This is a genomic window from Halomonas llamarensis (genome assembly GCF_023555005.1).
In the GTDB taxonomy this organism is placed as follows: domain Bacteria; phylum Pseudomonadota; class Gammaproteobacteria; order Pseudomonadales; family Halomonadaceae; genus Vreelandella; species Vreelandella llamarensis.
Genome location: NZ_JAMJPJ010000001.1, coordinates 40609 through 59575, shown reverse-complemented (window position 1 = coordinate 59575; position 18967 = coordinate 40609). Strand labels below are relative to the sequence as shown.

Below are 18967 nucleotides of genomic sequence, written 5' to 3'. Positions count from 1 at the left end.
GTGTTTTTTTCGCTAAAGTGGTAGTAGTCGGCGTGATGCTGATGCGTGTAATAGACTGTATTGGAAAGACTTTGGTATCCTAATAAGGGAATCTAACAGATATTTCAGTGTTAACGGTTGCCCGGCTTATAACGCTTATAACATCAAGATAAAGAGGTATATCCATGAATCGTCATGTATTTTCTACCGCGGCTTTTTCCGGCGCGTTGCTGGGAGCTGCCATGTTCGCATCACCCGCCATGGCTCAGGATGAAGAGCAATTCATCACCATTGGTACCGGTGGTCAGACGGGCGTTTACTACGTGGTGGGTCAGTCGATCTGTCGCCTGGCCAACCGTCTGGAAGACGCCAACATTAAGTGTAACGCGCCTTCAACCGGTGGTTCGGTGGCCAACATTAATGGCATTAAATCCGGCCAGCTGGATATGGGAGTTGCCCAGTCCGATGTCCAGTATCAGGCCTATCACGGCACCGGTAACTTCGAGGGAGATGCCTACGAGGATTTGCGCGCCGTTTTCCGTGTCCATGGCGAGCCGCTGACCCTGCTGGCACGCGCCGATTCGGGTATTGAGACGCTTGACGACTTGGAAGGTAAGCGCGTCAATATCGGCAACCCGGGTTCTGGCCAGCGCAACACCATGGAAGTGGTGATGGATGCGAAGGACTGGACTGAAGACACCTTTGCGTTGGCGTCTCAGCTGGATGCCGCCGAGCAGGCCGCTGCTCTGGCGGATAACAACGTCGATGCAATGGTCTATGTCGTGGGTCACCCCAACGGCTCTATCCAGGAAGCCACCACGACCGTCGATTCGCGTCTGATCCCGATGAATGACGAAGATATTGACGGGATTGTTGAAGAGTATCCCTACTACTCTAAGTCTGTCATTGCCGGTGGCCTCTATAAGGGCAATCCGGATGATGTTGAGACCTTTGGTGTGGCCGCGACCTTCGTGACGACGGCTGAGGCTGACGAAGAAATCATCTACCAGACCGTCAAGGCCGTGTTCGACAACTTTGATCGTTTCAAACGTCTGCATCCGGCCTTTGAGAATCTCGACCCGGAAGAAATGGTGTCATCAGGTCTGTCTGCGCCGCTACACGACGGTGCTGCGCGCTATTATCGCGAGCAAGGCTGGATTGAGTAATACGGTTATTCTGAGGTGAACACACCTCGGTGAAAAAAATGCGCGGTCACCCGAGGGGGCCGCGCATTCTGTTTGGGGTGTCGAACGGCATCACCTAGAAGGGTTCCAGGTCAAACGTTAAAGAGCAGGGCACGCTTATGACTGAGGATAAAAAGAAGGCCGCGGGATCGGAGGTTGATCTCGAGGATATGGTCGCTTCGACCGATTCAGGGGCTCGCAAGCCGGCCGGTATGCCTGGGAAACTATTGGTGAGCATCGCGGCAGTGTGGTCACTCCTCCAGCTGTGGATCGCGTCGCCTGTGTCCTTTATGTTGGGGTTTGGGGTGTTCAGCGCCACCGAATCCCGCTCCATTCACTTGGCCTTCGCACTGTTTCTGGCCTATATGGCCTATCCGGCACTCAAGCGCTCGCCTCGGGATCGTATCCCTATCCAGGATTGGATTCTGGCGGCGACAGCGGCTTTTTGTGGTGCCTATATGTTCATGTTCTATGAGCAGCTATCGCAGCGTCCCGGCGCGCCGATACTGCAGGACGTGATTATCGGTGTAGTGGGAATTTTGTTGCTGCTCGAAGCGACTCGCCGAGCGCTTGGCCCGCCACTAATGATCGTAGCGTCGGTATTTCTTCTTTATAGTCTGGCGGGCCCTTGGATGCCCGGTATCCTCTCCCATGGTGGGGTTAGCCTCTATGGGCTGATCAATCACCAGTGGCTGACGACTCAAGGGGTGTTTGGCATTGCGCTGGGGGTGTCGACCAGCTTCGTCTTTCTCTTTGTGCTCTTTGGTGCTCTGCTCGACAAGGCCGGGGCCGGCAACTACTTCATCAAAGTCGCCTTCTCGCTGCTGGGCCACTACAAGGGAGGCCCGGCCAAGGCCGCTGTGGTAGCCTCGGGCATGACCGGCCTGATTTCCGGCTCCTCCATTGCTAACGTGGTGACGACCGGTACCTTTACCGTGCCGATGATGAAACGGGTCGGCTTCTCCGCCGAGAAGGCGGGCGCGGTCGAGGTATCGTCTTCGGTCAACGGCCAGATTATGCCGCCGGTCATGGGGGCTGCGGCCTTTTTGATGGTCGAGTACGTAGGCATCTCCTATGTGGAGGTGATCAAGCATGCCTTTTTGCCGGCGCTGATCTCCTATATTGCGCTGATCTATATCGTCCACCTTGAAGCGCTCAAGGCGAACCTGCAGGGGCTTCAGAGCAGCAATCCGCCTAAGCCCCTGGTGCGCAAGGTGATCGGCTTCCTTGGCGGCTTATTACTGATGATGGTGACGGCGCTGGTGGTTTACTACGGCCTGGGCTGGCTAAAACCCGTACTTGGTGATGCCACGCCCTGGGTCATTGCGGTGGCGCTGACGGCGGTCTATGTCGCGCTGCTCAAGCTGGCAGCCGGTTACCCCGAGCTTGAGCTCGACGACCCGGATACCCCTATCTACACGCTTCCCGAGACCCGGCCTACGGTGCTGGTCGGCCTCCAGTATATCCTGCCGGTGATCGTGCTGATTTGGTGCTTGATGGTCGAGCGTCTCTCGCCCGGGCTTTCCGCCTTCTGGGCCACGGTGTTCATGGTCTTCATCATCCTCACCCAGCGCCCCATCACGTCGATCTTCCGTCATCGTAGCGACTTACGCGCGGATCTGCTCGAAGGCGTCATGGACCTGTGGAATGGGCTGGTCACCGGTGCCCGCAACATGATCGGCATTGGTATTGCCACAGCCACCGCCGGTATCATCGTCGGGGCCGTATCGCAGACCGGTGTCGGCCTTGTATTGGCCGAGGTGGTAGAAACCCTCTCCATGGGCAACCTGATGTTGATCTTGTTGCTCACCGCGGTGCTCAGCTTGATTCTCGGCATGGGGCTACCGACCACGGCCAACTATATCGTGGTCTCGGCACTGTTGGCACCGGTCATCGTGCAACTGGGGGCACAAAACGGCTTGCTGGTGCCGTTGATCGCGGTGCATCTGTTCGTGTTCTATTTCGGCATCATGGCGGATGTCACACCGCCGGTGGGGCTGGCGTCCTTCGCGGCAGCAGCGGTCTCGGGTGGTGATCCGATTCGCACTGGTTTTCAGGCCTTCTACTACAGCCTGCGCACCGCGGCATTGCCGTTTTTGTTTATCTTCAACACCGACCTGCTACTAATCGATGTCACCTTGCTGCAGGGTATATTGATCTTCGTGGTGTCGACCATTGCCATGCTGATCTTTGCGGCGGCGACCCAGGGCTTCATGATCACCCGTAACCGCTGGTACGAATCCATCGTGCTGCTGCTGATCGCGTTCACGTTGTTCCGCCCCGGTTTCTGGATGGACATGATCCATGATCCCTACGAGTCCGTGCCGCCGGCACAATTCGTTGAGGCCTTGGGCAATGCCGACGAAGATGCCACGCTGCGCTTGGAGATTGCGGGGGTCGATGCCTATGGCGATCCTATGACCACCTTCATGACCCTGCCGGTGCCAGAGGGTGAAGCCGGTGAGCAGCGGCTGGAGAATCTGGGCCTGGATCTCATCATCGAGGACGAGCGGACCGTGGTCGATATGGTCGCCTACGGTAGCCAGGCGGCGGATCTCGGCTTTGACTTTGATCAGGAAATCATCAAGGTGCTAGCCCCGGTTGATCGCTGGACCAAGGAGCTGATGTGGATTCCGGCTTTCTTGGTGTTCGGTCTGATTGTATTGATGCAACGCCGGCGGCGTGATCGCAGTGCCGCCGTGGCGTCGGCTTAAAGGAGAGCGCGTCATGTACCATAAGATCATGTTGCCGGTGGACCTCAATGAAGAGGCCTCCTGGAAAAAAGCGTTGCCTACGGCCATTACGCTGTGTCAAACGTTTGGCGCCTCGTTGCACGTCGTGACGGTGTTGCCGGACGTTAAGATGCCGATGGTGGGCGCTTACTTTCCCAAAAACTTCTCAAAGAAGGCCCATGAGGCAGTAAAAGAGGCACAGCATGCGTTTATCCAAGAGAACGTGCCGGATGGTATCCAGACCCAAAGCGTGATCGTGGATGGTTCACCGTGGGAGGCGATTATCAAAGCCGGCAAGCAGCTTGATATCGACCTCATCGTGATGGCTTCGCATAACAAGCGTAAGTTTGTCGATTACGTGCTTGGCCCCAATGCCGAGCACGTGGTACATCACGCTAAAATATCGGTGATGATTGTGCGTTAAGCAAAGCGACAGTAAAAAAACAGCGTAATCAACGCACTAAACCCCAGGGGCCTGCCTGGGGTTTTTTATTAGGTAGTGTTAACGCATCAACTTTTTTGTCACAAAAGCCGCCATTCGTGGAATTTTTGTACGTCAGACGATTTTCCGCCTCGTGTGCTGACATAAGTCAACTACAGTAAAAATAAGCTGAGATTAAGGCAGCATTACGACGCTGACAGAAGGAGTCATGCGATGAGCACGGCAACAACAAAAACACATGAGCATGCAGTCGGTGATTTGCCGACGGTAAAAATCAGCATCAACCAAGTGGGAATGGATCGGCCCAAAGCATGGCTAACCGCGGGTATTGAAGACTTTCGGCATGCACCGGTCGTGAGTCTTGCCTATGGGATGTTCTGGGTGGGGTTAAGTATTGCGGTGACCGCAGGCGTTCTCACGCTAGGTTATTGGCACTGGTTATTGCCGCTTATCGCCGGTTTTATGTTTATTGGCCCGCTTGTGGCAGTGGGGTCGTACGGTGTCAGCCAAGCGATTGAGCGGGGGCGCCCGCCCAATTTGGGCGATGCGTTCGGCAGTTGGAAGCCGCACGCAGGGCAGTTGGCCATGATGGGCGTGATGATGATGATCTTCTTTCTCGCTTGGATTCGGCTCGCGACACTTCTTTTTGCGTTATTTTTCGGCTTGGAGGCGCCAAGCGCCGACATGCTCTATGCATCACTGCTGACCACACCCGAAGGGCTCGGTATGCTGGCTGTGGGCACGGCAGCTGGCGCGGTATTGGCCTTTGGTGCTTTTGCGATTAGCGCTGTGGCAATTCCTACGCTGATGGATCAAGGCTTAACCTTTATGGAAGGCATTGAAGCGAGTATTCGCAGTGTGGCTCGCAACTTCCGGCCAATGCTGCTGTGGGCAATGATTCTGACCGGCTGCGTGATTATTGGCGTGTTGACCTTCTACATTGGCCTTGCACTGATCTTGCCGATGCTGGGCTATGCCAGCTGGCATGCTTATGAAGACGTGGTGCGTTGCGAACCGGTTGAAAAGCGTGAGCACTAATTCCACGAGCACAAATTCCAAACGCGTTCGCGTTTGATGTAAACAGATTTTCTCACTGACCTGAATAACGAGATGGCGTACGCTTGACGCCATCTCGTTTTTTTGTCGTCATCTCGTTGATCTGTAAGTGAGGCATTTGTGGTGAAAGCGTTATTGTTAGGAATTATCGTGTTGATATTCAGCACGGCGCAATGGGGGCTGGCGGACGAGGAAAGCGTTTCGCTGGCGTTGCCACAAGGCCCGGTGATTTTGACCATTAGCGGGGCGATCGAGCGTACCAATGTAGACGATGAAGCGCATTTTGACCGCACCATGCTCAACGCGTTGCCGCAGCACGAGGTTCGCACGGACACGCCGTGGACCGAACAGGCCCACGTTTATCGTGGTCCGCTCATGCGCGAGTTATTGGCACATGTCGGTGCACAGGGCGAGCATGTCCTGGTGGCCGCACTGAATGGCTATGATGTGAAAATCCCTTCGGATGATTTTGTCGCCTATGACGTGCTACTGGCGATAGAGAGTGACGGTGAGCCGATGCCTATACGGGAATACGGCCCGCTCTGGGTGCTTTATCCTTTTGATTACCATGAGGTGCTGCTAAGCGAGAAAATGCGTTTTCGTGCAGTATGGCAAGTCATGCGGATCAATGTTCTCTAAGGTGTTATTCCCACGCTCGGCGAAACTATTACGCTATCCACGGCGCATAACCGTGGTGACGATTGTCGCGGTGTTGCTGCTGGCTTCTGCGCTGATGGTTGCTACGTTAGCGGCTTGGCGACAAGATAACTTGACCCAAAGTTTGCGCGAAGATATTTCCTGGGTGATCTATAAGCTCGACCGCGATACCGTGCAGCTGTTGAATCAGCTACTAGCGGCAACGCCCGGCTCTCTGGAACCGGCAACGCAAGATAACCTCAACCTACATTTTGAGCTGCTTTACAGTCGCTTAAAGGTGCTGAACGAAGGTGAAATCAGCAGTTTGCTCAATCAAATGCCTTCTGCTCGCGCATTGTTAGGCCAAATTGAAGCGCAGCTTGACGTGCTCGACCCAATGGTTGAGCCGCATGCAAATATGGCACAACTCCCCGTTGCCGACATTGAAGCGGGGTTGCAGACGCTCGCCCAGCTCACCGAACGTTTGATTATCACCACCAATAAATATTTGGCCGAATCGGCAACCGAAGAGCGTGCCCACCTGAGTCAGCTCTACCCTCTTTTGCTCGCGCTTATCGTCGGGATGAGCTTGGCCGCACTGTTAATCATCCTCTTCTTGGTGCGCGAGATGCGGGAAAGTACCGCGGCCCGACGTGATCAAGAGCAGCTGAGCCGACAACTTGAAATCACTGCAAAGCAAGCGCAAGCAGCCAACGAGGCCAAGTCGGATTTTTTGGCCATGGTCAGCCACGAGATTCGCACGCCGCTCAATGGAGTGCTCGGCCTGAGTGAGATGCTGTGTCGGCCACTGTCGCGCCCGATGTTAGAAGACTACGCGCACACCATTCACGATAGTGCCACCCAGCTTTTGGAGATGATTAATGAAATTCTCGATTTTTCCAAAATTGAAGCGGGTCACTTAGCGCTTCACTCGGCTCCGACCGAACTGACGACGCTGCTTGAACGAGTGGTAGCGTTATTCGAGCCGCGGGCGACAGCCAAGGGCGTCGCGTTAAAAATACACATTGCCGCTGACGTACCGCCTTGGATCCACATTGATGCCACTCGGTTGCGGCAAATTTTGCTCAACTTGATGGCGAATGCGGTGAAGTTTACCGATCAAGGCAGCGTGACGGTCACGATTGACGCCTCTTATCAGCGCCTGCTCATCCGCGTTGCCGATAGCGGCTGTGGTATTAGCCACGCACAGCAGCAGCATTTGTTTGAGCCGTTTCAGCAAGCCGATGCCAGCGTGTCGCGACGCTACGGCGGCACGGGTCTTGGGTTGGCGATTTGTAAGCGGCTTTGCCATGCCATGCAGGGGCAGCTTGGCGTTGAGAGCGAACTAGGCAAAGGCAGTACCTTTTGGTGTGAGCTGCCGCTAGAGCCTGCGGCCCCAGTGGATGCGGCTATGCCGACCGCGCCAAGAAATGACGTTGGCGGGCTGCTGGTACTGCTGGTGGAGGATAACGCGGTTAATCGTAAGGTCGCCGTCGGTATGCTGGAGCACTTAGGCGCGCAAGTTCGCTGTGCCGAAAACGCCAAGCAGGCGTTAGATCAGCTTGAACATGGCAGCGTCGCGGCGATTTTGATGGACGTTCAGCTACCCGATCAAGACGGTTTAGCGCTCACCCAGGCGTTGCGCCAGCGCGGCGGTTGGCTAGCCGAGGTACCGATTGTGGCGATGACCGCAGGCGGCATCGACGGTGATCGCCAGCGCTGCCTAGCAGCAGGCATGGACGACTACCTCGCTAAGCCGCTATTGCTTGATGCGCTAAACCAAATGCTCAAGCGCCAGCTAGGCGTTAACGAAGGCACAAACGCGGTTAAAGGGGCGGGCACCTGCGCAGGCTGCCCGCCGACGAGTGAAAAAAATGCATCAACGGCCGCTGCCCCACTGGTCGATCCCCGTGTCCTGCAACAACTAGAGGCCACGCTAGGCCACGATAGCGTTGAACAACTGATCGCCCTGTTTCGACAGCAGGTTAAGACGTACCTGCAAAAGCTCAACACCTCGCTTGAGGAGCCTGCGCGGGTGGTACATTTAGCCCATCAACTTCGCGGGGAAGCGGCGAGCATTGGGGCGCAAGCCCTGGCCGATGCCGCCCTAAACATGGAGCGCCAAGCTGTGGCGCACGCACCGCTTGCCTCTGCCTGGCAAGCGCTCACCCGGGTTGCCACCCAAACCCTTGACGCACTCAATACCCTAACGCCTACTGATGGCGGTTGATGTTGCCAACAGCACTGTTGCTGGTTTTTAACGCTGGCTTTTTATTTCGTATTTCAGCCAGCGCCTCGCCAGCCTTAAGCCTGCTGAGAGTCCTCGGGCGGCTCGCCGATAGTCCCCGGCATCGCATGCTGATGGCCGGCCAACGTTAAGAAGTGCAGGTGGCGCTCGTATTCACATACCAAGTCGCCAATGACCTGCCCGCGCGTGTAACCGTTAAGGTCTTTGTCTTGTCCGCCTTCGGCAAGGAAGACATCCAGCCGCACATAGAAGTCGTCATCCGCCGGGATGAAGTTCGGCGTGCGCATGCGGTGCGGGCGCACTTGGTAGACAAAGCTGGTGGTATCGCCAAAATCGACTTGTAGCATTAGGTTGGGCAATGACTCGCCTTCTATATGCTCTTCGGTCACGTTGGCGGTTTGTCCACGGCTCTCAAGCTCTTGGGCGAACTGCGTCATCGCCGGGCGAATAGAGTGCTCGATTGTCGCCGCGGCACCGGCGCGATTTGAGGTATCCAACGCGCGATCCAAACGCTCCTTCCAGTCGCCACCGGGAGCACCGCCCGCAATCATACGGCGTGCATCGGCTTTGCTGCCTTCGAGCTTAAGCGCTTTGACCATGCCCACCATGATGGCAAAGATCACCACAGAGAATGGCAGGGCGGTAATCACTACGGCACTTTGTAGCGCGGCAAGCCCGCCAGCCATCAATAGGGCAATAGTGATCAAGCCAATGATGGCCGACCAGAAAATACGCAACTTCACCGGAGCATCGTGGTTCACGTCGCGAATAATCGACGTAAAGTTGGCCAGTACCAGCGCGCCTGAGTCAGCGGAGGTGATAAAGAACACAATGCCCAGGACCGTGACCACGGCGGCGGTAATAGAGACAAACGGGTAGTACTCCAGCAGCGTGTACAGCGTGGTTTGTGGCGTGTTTAGCGCCTGTTCGCCCAGTTCGGCAACGCCTTGATTGGCGACGAGATCGATACCACTGTTACCGAATATCGACATCCACACCATCATAAACGCTAACGGAATGAACAAGGCACCGGTGACAAACTGGCGGATGGTGCGGCCGCGGGAAATACGCGCTAGGAACAGACCGACGAACGGCGTCCAAGCGATCCACCAACCCCAGAAGAAGATCGTCCACCACATCTTCCATTCTTGGGCGCCTTCACCGTCAAAGGAATAGGTGTTGAAGCTGGCAGCCACGAACCCGGACAGATAATCACCGGCGTTATTGACCACTTTATCCAGCAACATCAAGGTGTCACCCGAAAAGAGCACAAACAGCATCAGCGCTAGCGCCAGCAACATGTTGAACTCAGACAGGCGGCGAATGCCTTTTTCAACGCCGGTCACTACGGAAATCGTCGCCAATACCACGACCAGTACAATTAAAATCACCTGCACGGTGAGGCTTTCCGGCACATCGAACATATAGTTCAGGCCGTAATTGAGCTGCATCACGCCGATACCCAGGCTTGTGGCGATGCCGAATACGGTCGATATCACGGCAGTGATGTCCACGGCGTTACCGATAGGGCCGTGGATACGCTTGCCCAGAAGCGGATAAAGCGCGCTGCGAATCGCCAGCGGCAGGCGGTGGCGATAACTAAAGTAGGCCAGCGCCATTCCCATCAACACGTAGAGCCCCCAGCCGGAAAGTCCCCAGTGCAGATACGTTTGAACAACGGCATTGCGCATCGCTGCTTGGCTTTCCGGCGTTAGGTCGGGCGGTGCCAAGTAATGGGCCACCGGCTCGGCGACGCTGAAAAACAGCAGGTCGATGCCGATGCCGGCAGCAAACAGCATGGCTGACCACGATAAGAGGGAAAACTCTGGTCGTGAATGGTCAGGCCCCAGCCGAACGCTGCCGTAGCGCGACATGCCGATCAACACCACAAATACCAAGTAAGCCACAATCGCCAGCATGTAATACCAGCCGAAGGTTTTACTCACCCAGGCGAGGCCGGCGTCAAAAAAGGCACCGGCTTGCTCGGTAAACAGCATCGTAAGTACCAGAAAAACCAAAATCCCCGCGACACTGCCGTGGAAAACCACGGGGTTTAATCGGTCGCGTGAAAGGGACGTTGACGTGTCGTTCGCCATAAAGGCGGCCTCCTATAGCCGTACGAGTGCATGTATCTATTTTAAATGAACGTTCAAGTAAAATACGCGGTTTACGCTTAAGCTTCAAGGGAGATACAAAGACAAACGATCAATGGAAAACGAAAAAATAATGGGAATAAACGCAAAAACGCCCGGAAAACCGGGCGTTGGGTGAAAACTATCAAGCGTGACGCAAGCGGTATTATTCGGCGGCTTCAGGCGCCATGCCGCGATCACCACGCTTATTGCGGTAGTCCTTTTGCATGTCGCGCATCGCCGCTTTCAGCGCGGCGCGCTCTTCTTCGGTGAGAATTTCCTGCATACGGCCGTAATGTTCTTCGCGCAGTTCGCGCATGGCGTTGTAGTGAGATTCCCGGGCCTCGTTGAGCTGGGTTTGTTTCTCCTCACTGATACCCGCCTTCTGATAAACCGCCTGAAGGCGCTGCTCCATTCGCTCTTGCATGTGTTCCGGCATATTGTCGCGCTCGCTGGTTTTACCGCCGTGATGGTCGGCGTTTGCCGTGGCGGCGAAAGGGATGAGGACGACGGCAAGCAGCATGGGGGCGAAAAATGAACGTGTAAGCTTCATGGTGAACTCCTTATATATTGACGCTGAACGTTATGTTGACATTGACAGTATTGCTGGCTGGCGTGCAAACCGTTTGCAGAGAGTGTGCAAAAAAACGTGACGTTATGCTCTTGCGCGGTCGTGGGCGCTTTGCCAGCTTTTTACTTTACGGCGAAGCGATTGAGGCCGGTATTGCCTTTCTTAATCGGCAAATCGGGCATTACTGATGATTAGCCTTCGGGCTGGTACTTATAACCCACGCCGTACACCGAACGAATAATGTCTTGCTCGGGCAGTACGTCAGCGATTTTCTTGCGTAGTTTCTTAACGTGGCTGTCGACGGTGCGCTCGGAGACGATACGGTTATCGCGGTACATGTGATCCATCAGCTGTTCGCGGCTAAAGATACGCCCCGGTGCGTGCATCATTACCCGCAGCAGTTGAAATTCCACTGCGGTCAGGCCGATATCCTGGCCGTTAGCGAGCGCTTGCCAACCGTCGTCGTTCAAGGTGACTGGTGACGGCGGTGGGCCTTGCGTGGCGGCATCCGTTGCCTGGCTGCGGCGCAGCACCGCCTTGACGCGGGCGACCACTTCCCGTGGGCTGAAAGGCTTGCAAATGTAGTCATCGGCGCCGAGTTCGAGCCCGAGCAGGCGGTCGACTTCTTCCACCTTGGCGGTCACCATGATGATGGCAATATGTGGGCAGTGCTGACGAATCTCGCGGCACAGCGTCAAGCCATCGACGCCGGGCAGCATCAAATCAAGCAGAATCAACGCGGGCGCGTGCTGTTCAAGCCACGGCATCACCGCTTTGCCGTCTTCCAGCGTGGTGACGGCAAAGCCGTTGGTTTGCAGATAATCCGCCATCAAGCGGGCAATCTTGGGCTCGTCTTCCACAATCAATAAAGAAGTGTCGTTGGGCATACGGGGTTTGTCTCTCACGGTGTTGGTCTTTTACATCGATAAAAGCGGGAAGCGCAGCGTCCAACGTAGCCCGCCAAGCGTTGAGTCGCTGGCTTCAAGCGTGCCGCCATGGGCGTGAATCAGGGCGCTGGCAATCGATAGCCCGAGGCCACTGCCACCGCTGGCGCGGTTGCGCGAACCTTCCACCCGGTAGAGACGCTCGGTGAGTCGGGTAAGTTCGCTTTTCGGCACGCCAGGGGCGCTATCTTCCCAGGTCAGCACCGCTTGTTGCCCGTGGCGTTTAAGCGTGACGCGAAGGCTGCCGGGGCTATCGGTATAGGCGCCGCTATTATCCAGCAGGTTGCTCCAAAGCTGGCGCAGGCGCTGGGCATCGCCGTGAATCATTACGCCGTCATCAATCTCAATGTTTAAGGTAAGTCCGCTGCTATTAAGCCAGTGCTCGGCATCGGCGAGGCGGTTTTGTAGGCTGACGCTCACGTCAAGCGGGGCCAGGTGAATATCTAGCGCCCCGGCGTCGCTTTGCGAGAGCAGGCGCAAGTCGGCCACCAGCCGTTCTAGCTGTTCGACTTCTTGCGCCAGCGAGGTCAAATTTTCCTGATTGAGCGGGCGAATGCCATCTTGCATGGCTTCGATCTCGCCGCGCAGCACGGCAAGCGGCGTGCGCAGCTCGTGAGCAGTATCCGATACCCAGCGTGCGCGTGCGTCGCGGCTGGCTTCCAGCGTCGCGGCGAGGACGTTGAAATCGCGCGCCAGGCGCGACAGTTCATCACGGCCGCGTTCGGGCAAACGAGTACGGTAATCGCCACGGGTTAAGCGCAGCGTGGCGCCAGCCAACGCCCGTGCGCGCCGCCCCAGCCACCAGGAAAGCCCGCCGGCGAGCAGCAGCGAGGCAATGCCCAGCGAAACGACGATGATCAGTAGGTTGCGCTGCTGGCGCTCCAAAAAGCGGCTTTCCATGCGCTCCATCATCTGCTGTGGCGGGCGAAACCCCAACGTGCCGATCACGTGCTCGTCGGCTTTTAGTGCCAGCCAGTGCCAATCGCCAGCGCGCTGTTTGTGCTGGGGGATGACAAAGCGGTCGTCGCGGGCGCGCAAGGCAAAATCCCGCGCTTCCCCCAGTGGTGACGGGCGCTCGCGGTGGGATCGGCCCAACGCGTGGCGCACCACGGCGGGCCAGCGCTCGGGCTCGCGCGCTAACCACTCCCAGCTTTGATGGTATTGCCAACGGTTGACCAAGCCGTCTGCCAGCACAAGGGCGCGTCGCTCCTGGGCTTGGTTGAGGTAATCAAAAAAGCCACGGTCGATGCTATAAGAAACGGCCATGAACACGCCGGCTGAAATGGCCACGTTGACGCTTAAAATGATCGCAAAAAGCTTAAGCCCAAGCCGCGACGGCCTCCACGTGAATGTCTTGCTCATGGGGTGACCTTGGGCGCTTGGTGGGCGGGCTGGAAGCGCTCACGCAGGTTTTCAAGGCCGAGGTAGAGGCACGGCACCAACACCAGCAGAATCAACGTCGCGAACAGCATGCCAAAGCCGAGCGAGATCGCCATTGGGATCATAAAACGCGCTTGGCGGGAGGTTTCCAACATCATCGGCGCAAGCCCCAGAAAGGTCGTTAAGGTTGTCATCATAATCGGCCGCAGGCGGCGGGTCGCCGCGGTCACGATGGCCTCGCGGGCGGCCATGCCCTCGCGGCGTTTGCGGTTAGCGTAGTCGATCAGCACCAGGGCATCGTTAATCACCACGCCCGAGAGTGCCAGCATCCCTAAAAGGCTGATGATTGAGAGCCCAAAGCCCAAGATCACATGGCCGCCAATGGCACCGACAATGCCGAACGGAATCGCGGCGAGCACCAAAAGTGGCTGGGTGTAGCTGCGAAACGGAATCGCCAGCAGGGCGTAGAGCGCACCGAGCAATAACCACATGGCCGTGCGCAATGCGGCGAGGTTATCGGCGGTGTCCTGCTGGCGCCCGCCCAGGCTGACCTCCAGCCCGGAAAATTCGGCTTGCAAACGTGGGAAAACGTCTTCCTCTAAGGTGGCGAGCACTTGGTTAATCGCGATGTCGCCCTGGGTATCGGCGGTGACGGTGATAATCCGCCGCCCATCAATGCGTTGTAAGCTGCTTGAGGCCTGGCTTAGCTGGATATCCGCCACCCGCGAGAGCGGCACGCTCAACCCATCGGGGGTGCGCACCGGCAGGCGGTAGAGTTCATTGAGGCTATCGCGCGCGTCCATCGGCAGGCGAACTTCCACGCTGATTTCATTTCGACCGACGAACTGCTCGACGGCAGTGGCGCCTTGCAGCGGCCCGCGCAGGGCGGACGCCAAGTCGCCGCCGGTGAGGCCCAGCGCGCGCCCTTCGGTGGAAAGGCGCATTTCCAGCTGTGGCTTGCCATCACCCAGGCCGCTGTCGATATCGATTAAGCCGTAGTCGCCAAGCTTAACGGCCAGGCGCTCGGCGGCGCTTTCCAGTACCGGGGTGCTCGGGTGCGAGAGACGCAGGCTGAGTGCTGCACCGCTACCGGGGCCACCAGCGTCAGACGCAAAGCGCACCGACTCTGCGCCGACCAGATCACCGCTCAACTCGCGCCACGGGCGGGCGATTTTTGAAGGGGGCCAGTCATTCAAGCTGTCACGGGCGATGTCCAGGCGCACGTGTAGGCTTTCGCCGTCGAGCTGGGTGCGCGTGCTGGTGAAGGCAAGCCCGGCTTCGCGCTCGGCTAGCGTCTTGGCGGCGTCAAGGAGCTGCTGGCTCAATTCGCGGCTTAGGCTGATGTGGCTGCCGATGGGCACCGTAATGCTGGCCTGCACCCGGTCCGATTCTACCCGCGGCATGAGCGAAAACCCCAGCCGACCGCTCATCGCCCAGGCCAGCGTGACCACCAGCACGGCAATGCCCACCGCCACGGTGAGTAGGCGCTGGTTGAGCGCGCGCTGCAAAAATGGCTCAAACTGGTGGTAAGTGGCATGGTGTAGCCCCGCTTGCATGCGTTGGCGCACGGCTTCAAGCGGGCGCTGCCAAGCGGGTGTTTGGCGTGGTTTATGGGCGTGGGCTAAGTGGGCGGGGAGGATAAACAGCGCTTCAAGCCAAGAGAGCAAAAACACCGTGACCACCACCACCGGCACGGTGGCAAAAATCAGCCCCAAAAAACCGGGGAGAAACAGCAGCGGCAAAAACGCGACGATATTGGAAAGAATCGCAAACGTCAGTGGCGTGGCGATTTCCCGCGCGCCGCGTACCGCCGCATCACGGAGTGAATAGCCCTGCTCGCGGTAGCTGTAGATGTTTTCCCCCACCATGATGGCGTCATCCACCACGATGCCGAGCGCAATAATAAAGGCAAACATCGATATCATGTTGATCGATACGCCAAGCCAGGGCAGAAACAGCATGGCGCCCAAGAAAGCGGTGGGGATCCCAAGCGTTACCCAAAACGCTAGGCGCGCTTCTAAAAACAGCGCCATCAACACCAAAACAAGCGCCAAGCCCATCCACGCGTTTTTTAACAGCAGATCCACCCGGCCTTGATATACCTCGGAGGTGTCGCGGGAAATATCCAGGCTTACGCCCTCGGGTAACCCCGCGCGCAGGCGTTCAAGCTCGCCTTGAACGGCCTCGGAGATCCCGGTGGGCGTTTGGTTGCCGATTTGATACACACCCACCGAAAGCGCGGGCTCGCCGTTATAGAAAATTTCGCGGTCGGTTTCAGCAAACCCCGCGCTGACTTTCGCGATATCGCCAAGGCGTACCGGTGCGCCCTGGACGCTGGTGATGATGGGCAAGTCAGCAAAGGCCTCGACACTTTCGCGGCGGCCCTGGTAGCGAATCAGCCACTCGCCTTCCGGGGTTGTCAGTTGGCCACTGGCCAAATCCAGCGCCTCGGCGCCGATGCGCTCAGCCAGTGCTTGATGATCCAACCCGAAGCGTTCGATGGCTTCGTTGTCTAAGTGCACTTGAATCTCGCGGGCGCGATTGCCGGAGAGCTCGGCGCGGGCAATGCCGCTAGTTGCCTGTAATTCGGCGCGTACGTTTTCGGCCGCGTCGTGGAGGGTCTCTAGCCCTACTTCGCCGTATACTTGCAGGTTTAGCACGCTGCGCGAACGGCCCGAGAGGGTAAAGCGCGGCGGGTCGGCGGCGCTGGGCAAGAGGGTGATGGCGTTTACCGCCTGCTGAATATCCTGATAAACACGCATTACGTCGACACCATCGGTGAGCTCGGCGCGCACTTGGCCGCGGCTCTCGTTGGCGGTGGCGGTGAACTCATCGATGCCTTCTACATCGGCAAGCGCGGCCTCCACGGGGAGCAGCACACTCTGCTCGATATCCTCCGGTGTGGCGCCGGGGTAGCTGATACTGACGGTGACGATTTCCATCTCAAAATCGGGGAAAAGCTCTTTTTTGATCGCAAGCGACGTCATTAGGCCGCCAGCAATCAGCAGTATCATCAGTAAGTTGGGTGCGACACCGTGGTCGACCATCCACGCCAGCGGGACACGGCGAATCATTGCGCGGCCTCCCGCACGCGTACGCGCTGGCCTTCACGCGGCTGAGCCAGGCCCGCGACCACCACGCGCGCCTCCGCGTCAATGCCAGCGCGCACCAGCGCCTGATCTTCACCGCGGTAGGCAAGGGTGACCGTGGCTTGGCGCAGTTGGTCGTTGTCATCGACCGTCCATACCCCATCACCCGGCTTAAGCGCCGACGACGGCAGGGCGATCAGCGCTTCTCGCGGTTTGGGGTGAAGCGTCGTGCGGACGATATCGCCTAAACGCAGCGCTGGGCCGCTGCTTTCAAGTGCTATGTTTTCAACTGCTATGTTTTCAAGTGCTAGCGGGTCCTCCACGGCGATTAAAACCTGCGTCTGCAGGCCGTTTTCTTCCAGGTTAGGCAGAATCGATATCAGCTCGCCCTGGCGCTGCTCACCTGCTGGCCAGCCACGGCTGGTTAAAGTGGCGCGATCCCCCACCGAAAGCCACGTTAACCATTCCCCAGGCAGGGAAGCGCGCACCCAAAACTGCTCAACGCCAACCAAGCGAACCACGTCGGTGCCCTGGCTTAACAAGCTGCCAGCGCCGACCAGGCGCTCTTGCACCATGGCGCGCCAAGGCGCGGTGAGTGTGGCACGCTCAAGGTTCAGCGCGGCTTGATCGCGGGCGACGCGGGCTTGGGTAACGCCAGCCTGGGCTTGGCGTAGCTGCGGCTCGCGCAGCACCAGCGCCCGGCGTTCAGGCGAGAGCTCGCGGCCAAACGACTGATATTCGCTGCGCGCGCGCTGTTGCTCGCCCTGCTCAAGCGCCAGTTGTGCTTGGGCATTGGCAAGCTCAGCGTCGGCATCGGCTAGCGCCAAGCGTAAATCAGCCTGGTCGATGGTGGCCAGTGTCGCGCCTTGTTCCACCACGCCGCCAGGTACCACGCCCTGGCCGAAACGGGTTAGCTCGCCAGCGACGCGGCTGGCAATATTGGCTTGCTGCTCTGGCTCGACGCGGCCAAAAGCCTCTAGCGTTGGCGCTTGCTTGACGCGTTGGGTATGAATCACATCCACCAGCGGCGGGGTGGGCTCCGGCGGTGGGCGAGGCTCGATACGCGGCGGCTGATTCAATAGCCACGATGCTATCGCGAGCCCGCCGACAAGTACCAACAGCGCCATCAACACGCCGAGGTGAAAGCGGCCCGTTTGGCGAGAAAAGCGAAAGCGAGAGTCAAGCATTTGCGTGGCAGCGTCCCTGTGACTTAAAAAATAACGCAAGAGAATAACGTTACTCTGTACATCAAATATGGATCATATGAAATCGGCGGTAACATCAAAGGCCGGCGAGGTGTGAATGCGTCGTAAATCGTAGCATCGCAGGTGCAAGTGAAGCGATTAGGCACACAATGTGGAAAGTCTGTGCAACCGTCTGTGCAACAAGCGGTGCATCCTGACGCGGAAGGCGTCGGCGGGCGTTTAGCGCCCGCCGCGATAGGTGAGTGAAACGCTTAGAATTTACCGGCGGTGAAGCCGTCACCACCCAACAGGTGAGCCCCACCGGCCACGGTGATGCTTTTTTCGTGTAGTCACATATCGGGCTGCTCCCTGCGTTTGACGTTTTGGGAATAATGAAAAAAGGATAGCGTCGAGTGTGTTCTTTATCCACATGGCCTAGGAAATGTTGATCAGATGTCAGACGAATGGCACAACTGCCGCTGACTGTTTTCAGCGAGTAGTGTCATTTCAGCCCTCATTTATCAGTTTCCGTCAGGTGCATAAATCACAAGGCGTAATTCACTGCCATCGACAAGACTGTATTCTGGCGCGCGGCCGGAAAGTTGCTCACTGTTGTGAAGAATAATGGACACCCCTTCGCCGCGCTTATCCATCATGGTGGAGCGCCCAACGCCAAGCCCTTCTGTATCTGGAACCCGGCATTTCGCCAACAGGCTGGTAATGGCTTCATTGCGGGCCGCTTGCCGGTACGGCAGGCTATCCACCGTCATGGTATTGGGAATCGCTCCTGGTGAATAAAGCTCCAGGCGATCAGCGAAGATGCGTAAGCGAATCTTGGCATCCTGCATGGCATAGTCGCGATGGGCGACGGCATTGACGATGGCCTCAAACACAGCCGTCATATCAAACTGGAGAGTGTCTTCTCGCCCCATCTTCTTGGAAGCCGCCACCCGCATGTTTTTGCTGACAAAATGGCAGGCGTAAAGCACTTGCTGATCCAGCGGCCCGGTAATATCTGCCGCATCTAGCTGGTAAGCCTGCTCACCCGCTGGCCGAATATCCGTGCCCCGGTAGGCGACCGCCTGAATAAACGCATTGGGCAGCCATTGGCGTGGGTCGTCTGAAGCTAGCAGCACGCCTGCCACCGATGGGCGCAGCACCTCTTCATTCAGGTTGGCCATGCCAAGTTTTCGCAGTAAGCCATCGCGGCTGTCACGCGTGCGCTGGGTCGCAAAGCGCAGCCAAAGGGCTTCATTTAAGTCACCTAACACCGCATTGGGCACAGGCTGCTCATCAAATCGAATAATGCGAGCCTGGCGGCGCTGCTGGAACAGGCGAGCCAGAAAATCAGGGCTCATTTCGCGCTTTTCGTCGCCTACCCGGTGCATAT

The 18967-nt window shown here is 57.5% G+C and carries 13 protein-coding genes; 6 read left to right on the top strand and 7 right to left on the bottom strand.

Features of this window, described 5'->3' with window-relative positions; all coding sequences use genetic code 11:
- Nucleotides 1–164: 164 nt before the first annotated feature.
- The 6 genes from M8006_RS00230 (at nucleotide 165) to M8006_RS00205 (ending at nucleotide 8259) form a co-directional block, all read left to right on the top strand.
- Nucleotides 165–1145, top strand: a complete 981-nt coding sequence (locus M8006_RS00230; RefSeq protein WP_250078871.1) for a TAXI family TRAP transporter solute-binding subunit — start codon at nucleotides 165–167, stop codon at nucleotides 1143–1145.
- A 137-nt stretch (nucleotides 1146–1282) separates the two neighbouring features.
- Nucleotides 1283–3877: a TRAP transporter permease gene (locus M8006_RS00225; RefSeq protein ID WP_250078869.1), complete on the top strand. Its 2595-nt coding sequence runs from the start codon at nucleotides 1283–1285 to the stop codon at nucleotides 3875–3877.
- A gap of 13 nt (nucleotides 3878–3890) precedes the next feature.
- Complete coding sequence (locus M8006_RS00220; RefSeq protein WP_250078868.1) at nucleotides 3891–4319, top strand: universal stress protein; 429 nt, start codon at nucleotides 3891–3893, stop codon at nucleotides 4317–4319.
- Nucleotides 4320–4550: 231 nt separating this feature from the next.
- The gene (locus tag M8006_RS00215; RefSeq protein WP_250078865.1) at nucleotides 4551–5375 is read left to right on the top strand and encodes a DUF2189 domain-containing protein; all 825 of its coding nucleotides are present in this window, start codon (nucleotides 4551–4553) and stop codon (nucleotides 5373–5375) included.
- Nucleotides 5376–5543: 168 nt separating this feature from the next.
- A complete protein-coding gene (locus M8006_RS00210; protein WP_347709729.1) occupies nucleotides 5544–6032 on the top strand; it encodes a putative pterin-binding protein in 489 nt (162 codons plus the stop codon).
- 52 nt (nucleotides 6033–6084) lie between these two features.
- Nucleotides 6085–8259, top strand: coding sequence for an ATP-binding protein (locus M8006_RS00205; RefSeq protein ID WP_347709728.1), 2175 nt, complete (start codon nucleotides 6085–6087; stop codon nucleotides 8257–8259).
- 74 nt (nucleotides 8260–8333) lie between these two features.
- On the opposite strand, the gene betT is transcribed toward M8006_RS00205, so the two are convergent.
- From betT to M8006_RS00170, 7 genes are all read right to left on the bottom strand, one after another.
- Nucleotides 8334–10373, bottom strand: coding sequence for a choline BCCT transporter BetT (gene betT, locus M8006_RS00200; protein ID WP_250078861.1), 2040 nt, complete (start codon nucleotides 10371–10373; stop codon nucleotides 8334–8336).
- Nucleotides 10374–10575: 202 nt separating this feature from the next.
- A complete protein-coding gene (locus M8006_RS00195) occupies nucleotides 10576–10962 on the bottom strand; it encodes a type 2 periplasmic-binding domain-containing protein (RefSeq protein WP_250078859.1) in 387 nt (128 codons plus the stop codon).
- A gap of 209 nt (nucleotides 10963–11171) precedes the next feature.
- Nucleotides 11172–11867 (bottom strand): response regulator, encoded by a 696-nt coding sequence (locus M8006_RS00190; RefSeq protein WP_250079513.1) that lies wholly within the window; start codon nucleotides 11865–11867, stop codon nucleotides 11172–11174.
- A 30-nt stretch (nucleotides 11868–11897) separates the two neighbouring features.
- The gene (locus tag M8006_RS00185; protein ID WP_250078857.1) at nucleotides 11898–13286 is read right to left on the bottom strand and encodes an ATP-binding protein; all 1389 of its coding nucleotides are present in this window, start codon (nucleotides 13284–13286) and stop codon (nucleotides 11898–11900) included.
- Nucleotides 13283–16378 carry an efflux RND transporter permease subunit gene (locus tag M8006_RS00180; protein WP_250078855.1) on the bottom strand — a complete coding sequence of 1032 codons (3096 nt, stop codon included), beginning with the start codon at nucleotides 16376–16378 and terminating at the stop codon, nucleotides 13283–13285. The genes M8006_RS00185 and M8006_RS00180 overlap by 4 nt, the downstream gene beginning before the upstream one ends.
- Nucleotides 16375–17580, bottom strand: a complete 1206-nt coding sequence (locus M8006_RS00175) for an efflux RND transporter periplasmic adaptor subunit (RefSeq protein WP_250078854.1) — start codon at nucleotides 17578–17580, stop codon at nucleotides 16375–16377. Before M8006_RS00175 ends, M8006_RS00180 begins: the two co-directional genes overlap by 4 nt.
- A 518-nt stretch (nucleotides 17581–18098) precedes the next feature.
- Nucleotides 18099–18965 carry an ATP-binding protein gene (locus M8006_RS00170; RefSeq protein WP_250078852.1) on the bottom strand — a complete coding sequence of 289 codons (867 nt, stop codon included), beginning with the start codon at nucleotides 18963–18965 and terminating at the stop codon, nucleotides 18099–18101.
- Between the last annotated feature and the right edge of the window lie 2 nt (nucleotides 18966–18967).

Bases quoted from the DNA above. Each gene is read 5' to 3' on its own strand.
- betT (WP_250078861.1), bottom strand. From the start codon at position 10,373: ATGGCGAACGACACGTCAACGTCCCTTTCACGCGACCGATTAAACCCC.
- M8006_RS00215 (WP_250078865.1), top strand. From the start codon at position 4,551: ATGAGCACGGCAACAACAAAAACACATGAGCATGCAGTCGGTGATTTG.
- M8006_RS00185 (WP_250078857.1), bottom strand. From the start codon at position 13,286: ATGAGCAAGACATTCACGTGGAGGCCGTCGCGGCTTGGGCTTAAGCTT.
- M8006_RS00170 (WP_250078852.1), bottom strand. From the start codon at position 18,965: ATGCACCGGGTAGGCGACGAAAAGCGCGAAATGAGCCCTGATTTTCTG.
- M8006_RS00220 (WP_250078868.1), top strand. From the start codon at position 3,891: ATGTACCATAAGATCATGTTGCCGGTGGACCTCAATGAAGAGGCCTCC.
- M8006_RS00175 (WP_250078854.1), bottom strand. From the start codon at position 17,580: ATGCTTGACTCTCGCTTTCGCTTTTCTCGCCAAACGGGCCGCTTTCAC.
- M8006_RS00225 (WP_250078869.1), top strand. From the start codon at position 1,283: ATGACTGAGGATAAAAAGAAGGCCGCGGGATCGGAGGTTGATCTCGAG.
- M8006_RS00195 (WP_250078859.1), bottom strand. From the start codon at position 10,962: ATGAAGCTTACACGTTCATTTTTCGCCCCCATGCTGCTTGCCGTCGTC.
- M8006_RS00230 (WP_250078871.1), top strand. From the start codon at position 165: ATGAATCGTCATGTATTTTCTACCGCGGCTTTTTCCGGCGCGTTGCTG.
- M8006_RS00180 (WP_250078855.1), bottom strand. From the start codon at position 16,378: ATGATTCGCCGTGTCCCGCTGGCGTGGATGGTCGACCACGGTGTCGCA.
- M8006_RS00190 (WP_250079513.1), bottom strand. From the start codon at position 11,867: ATGCCCAACGACACTTCTTTATTGATTGTGGAAGACGAGCCCAAGATT.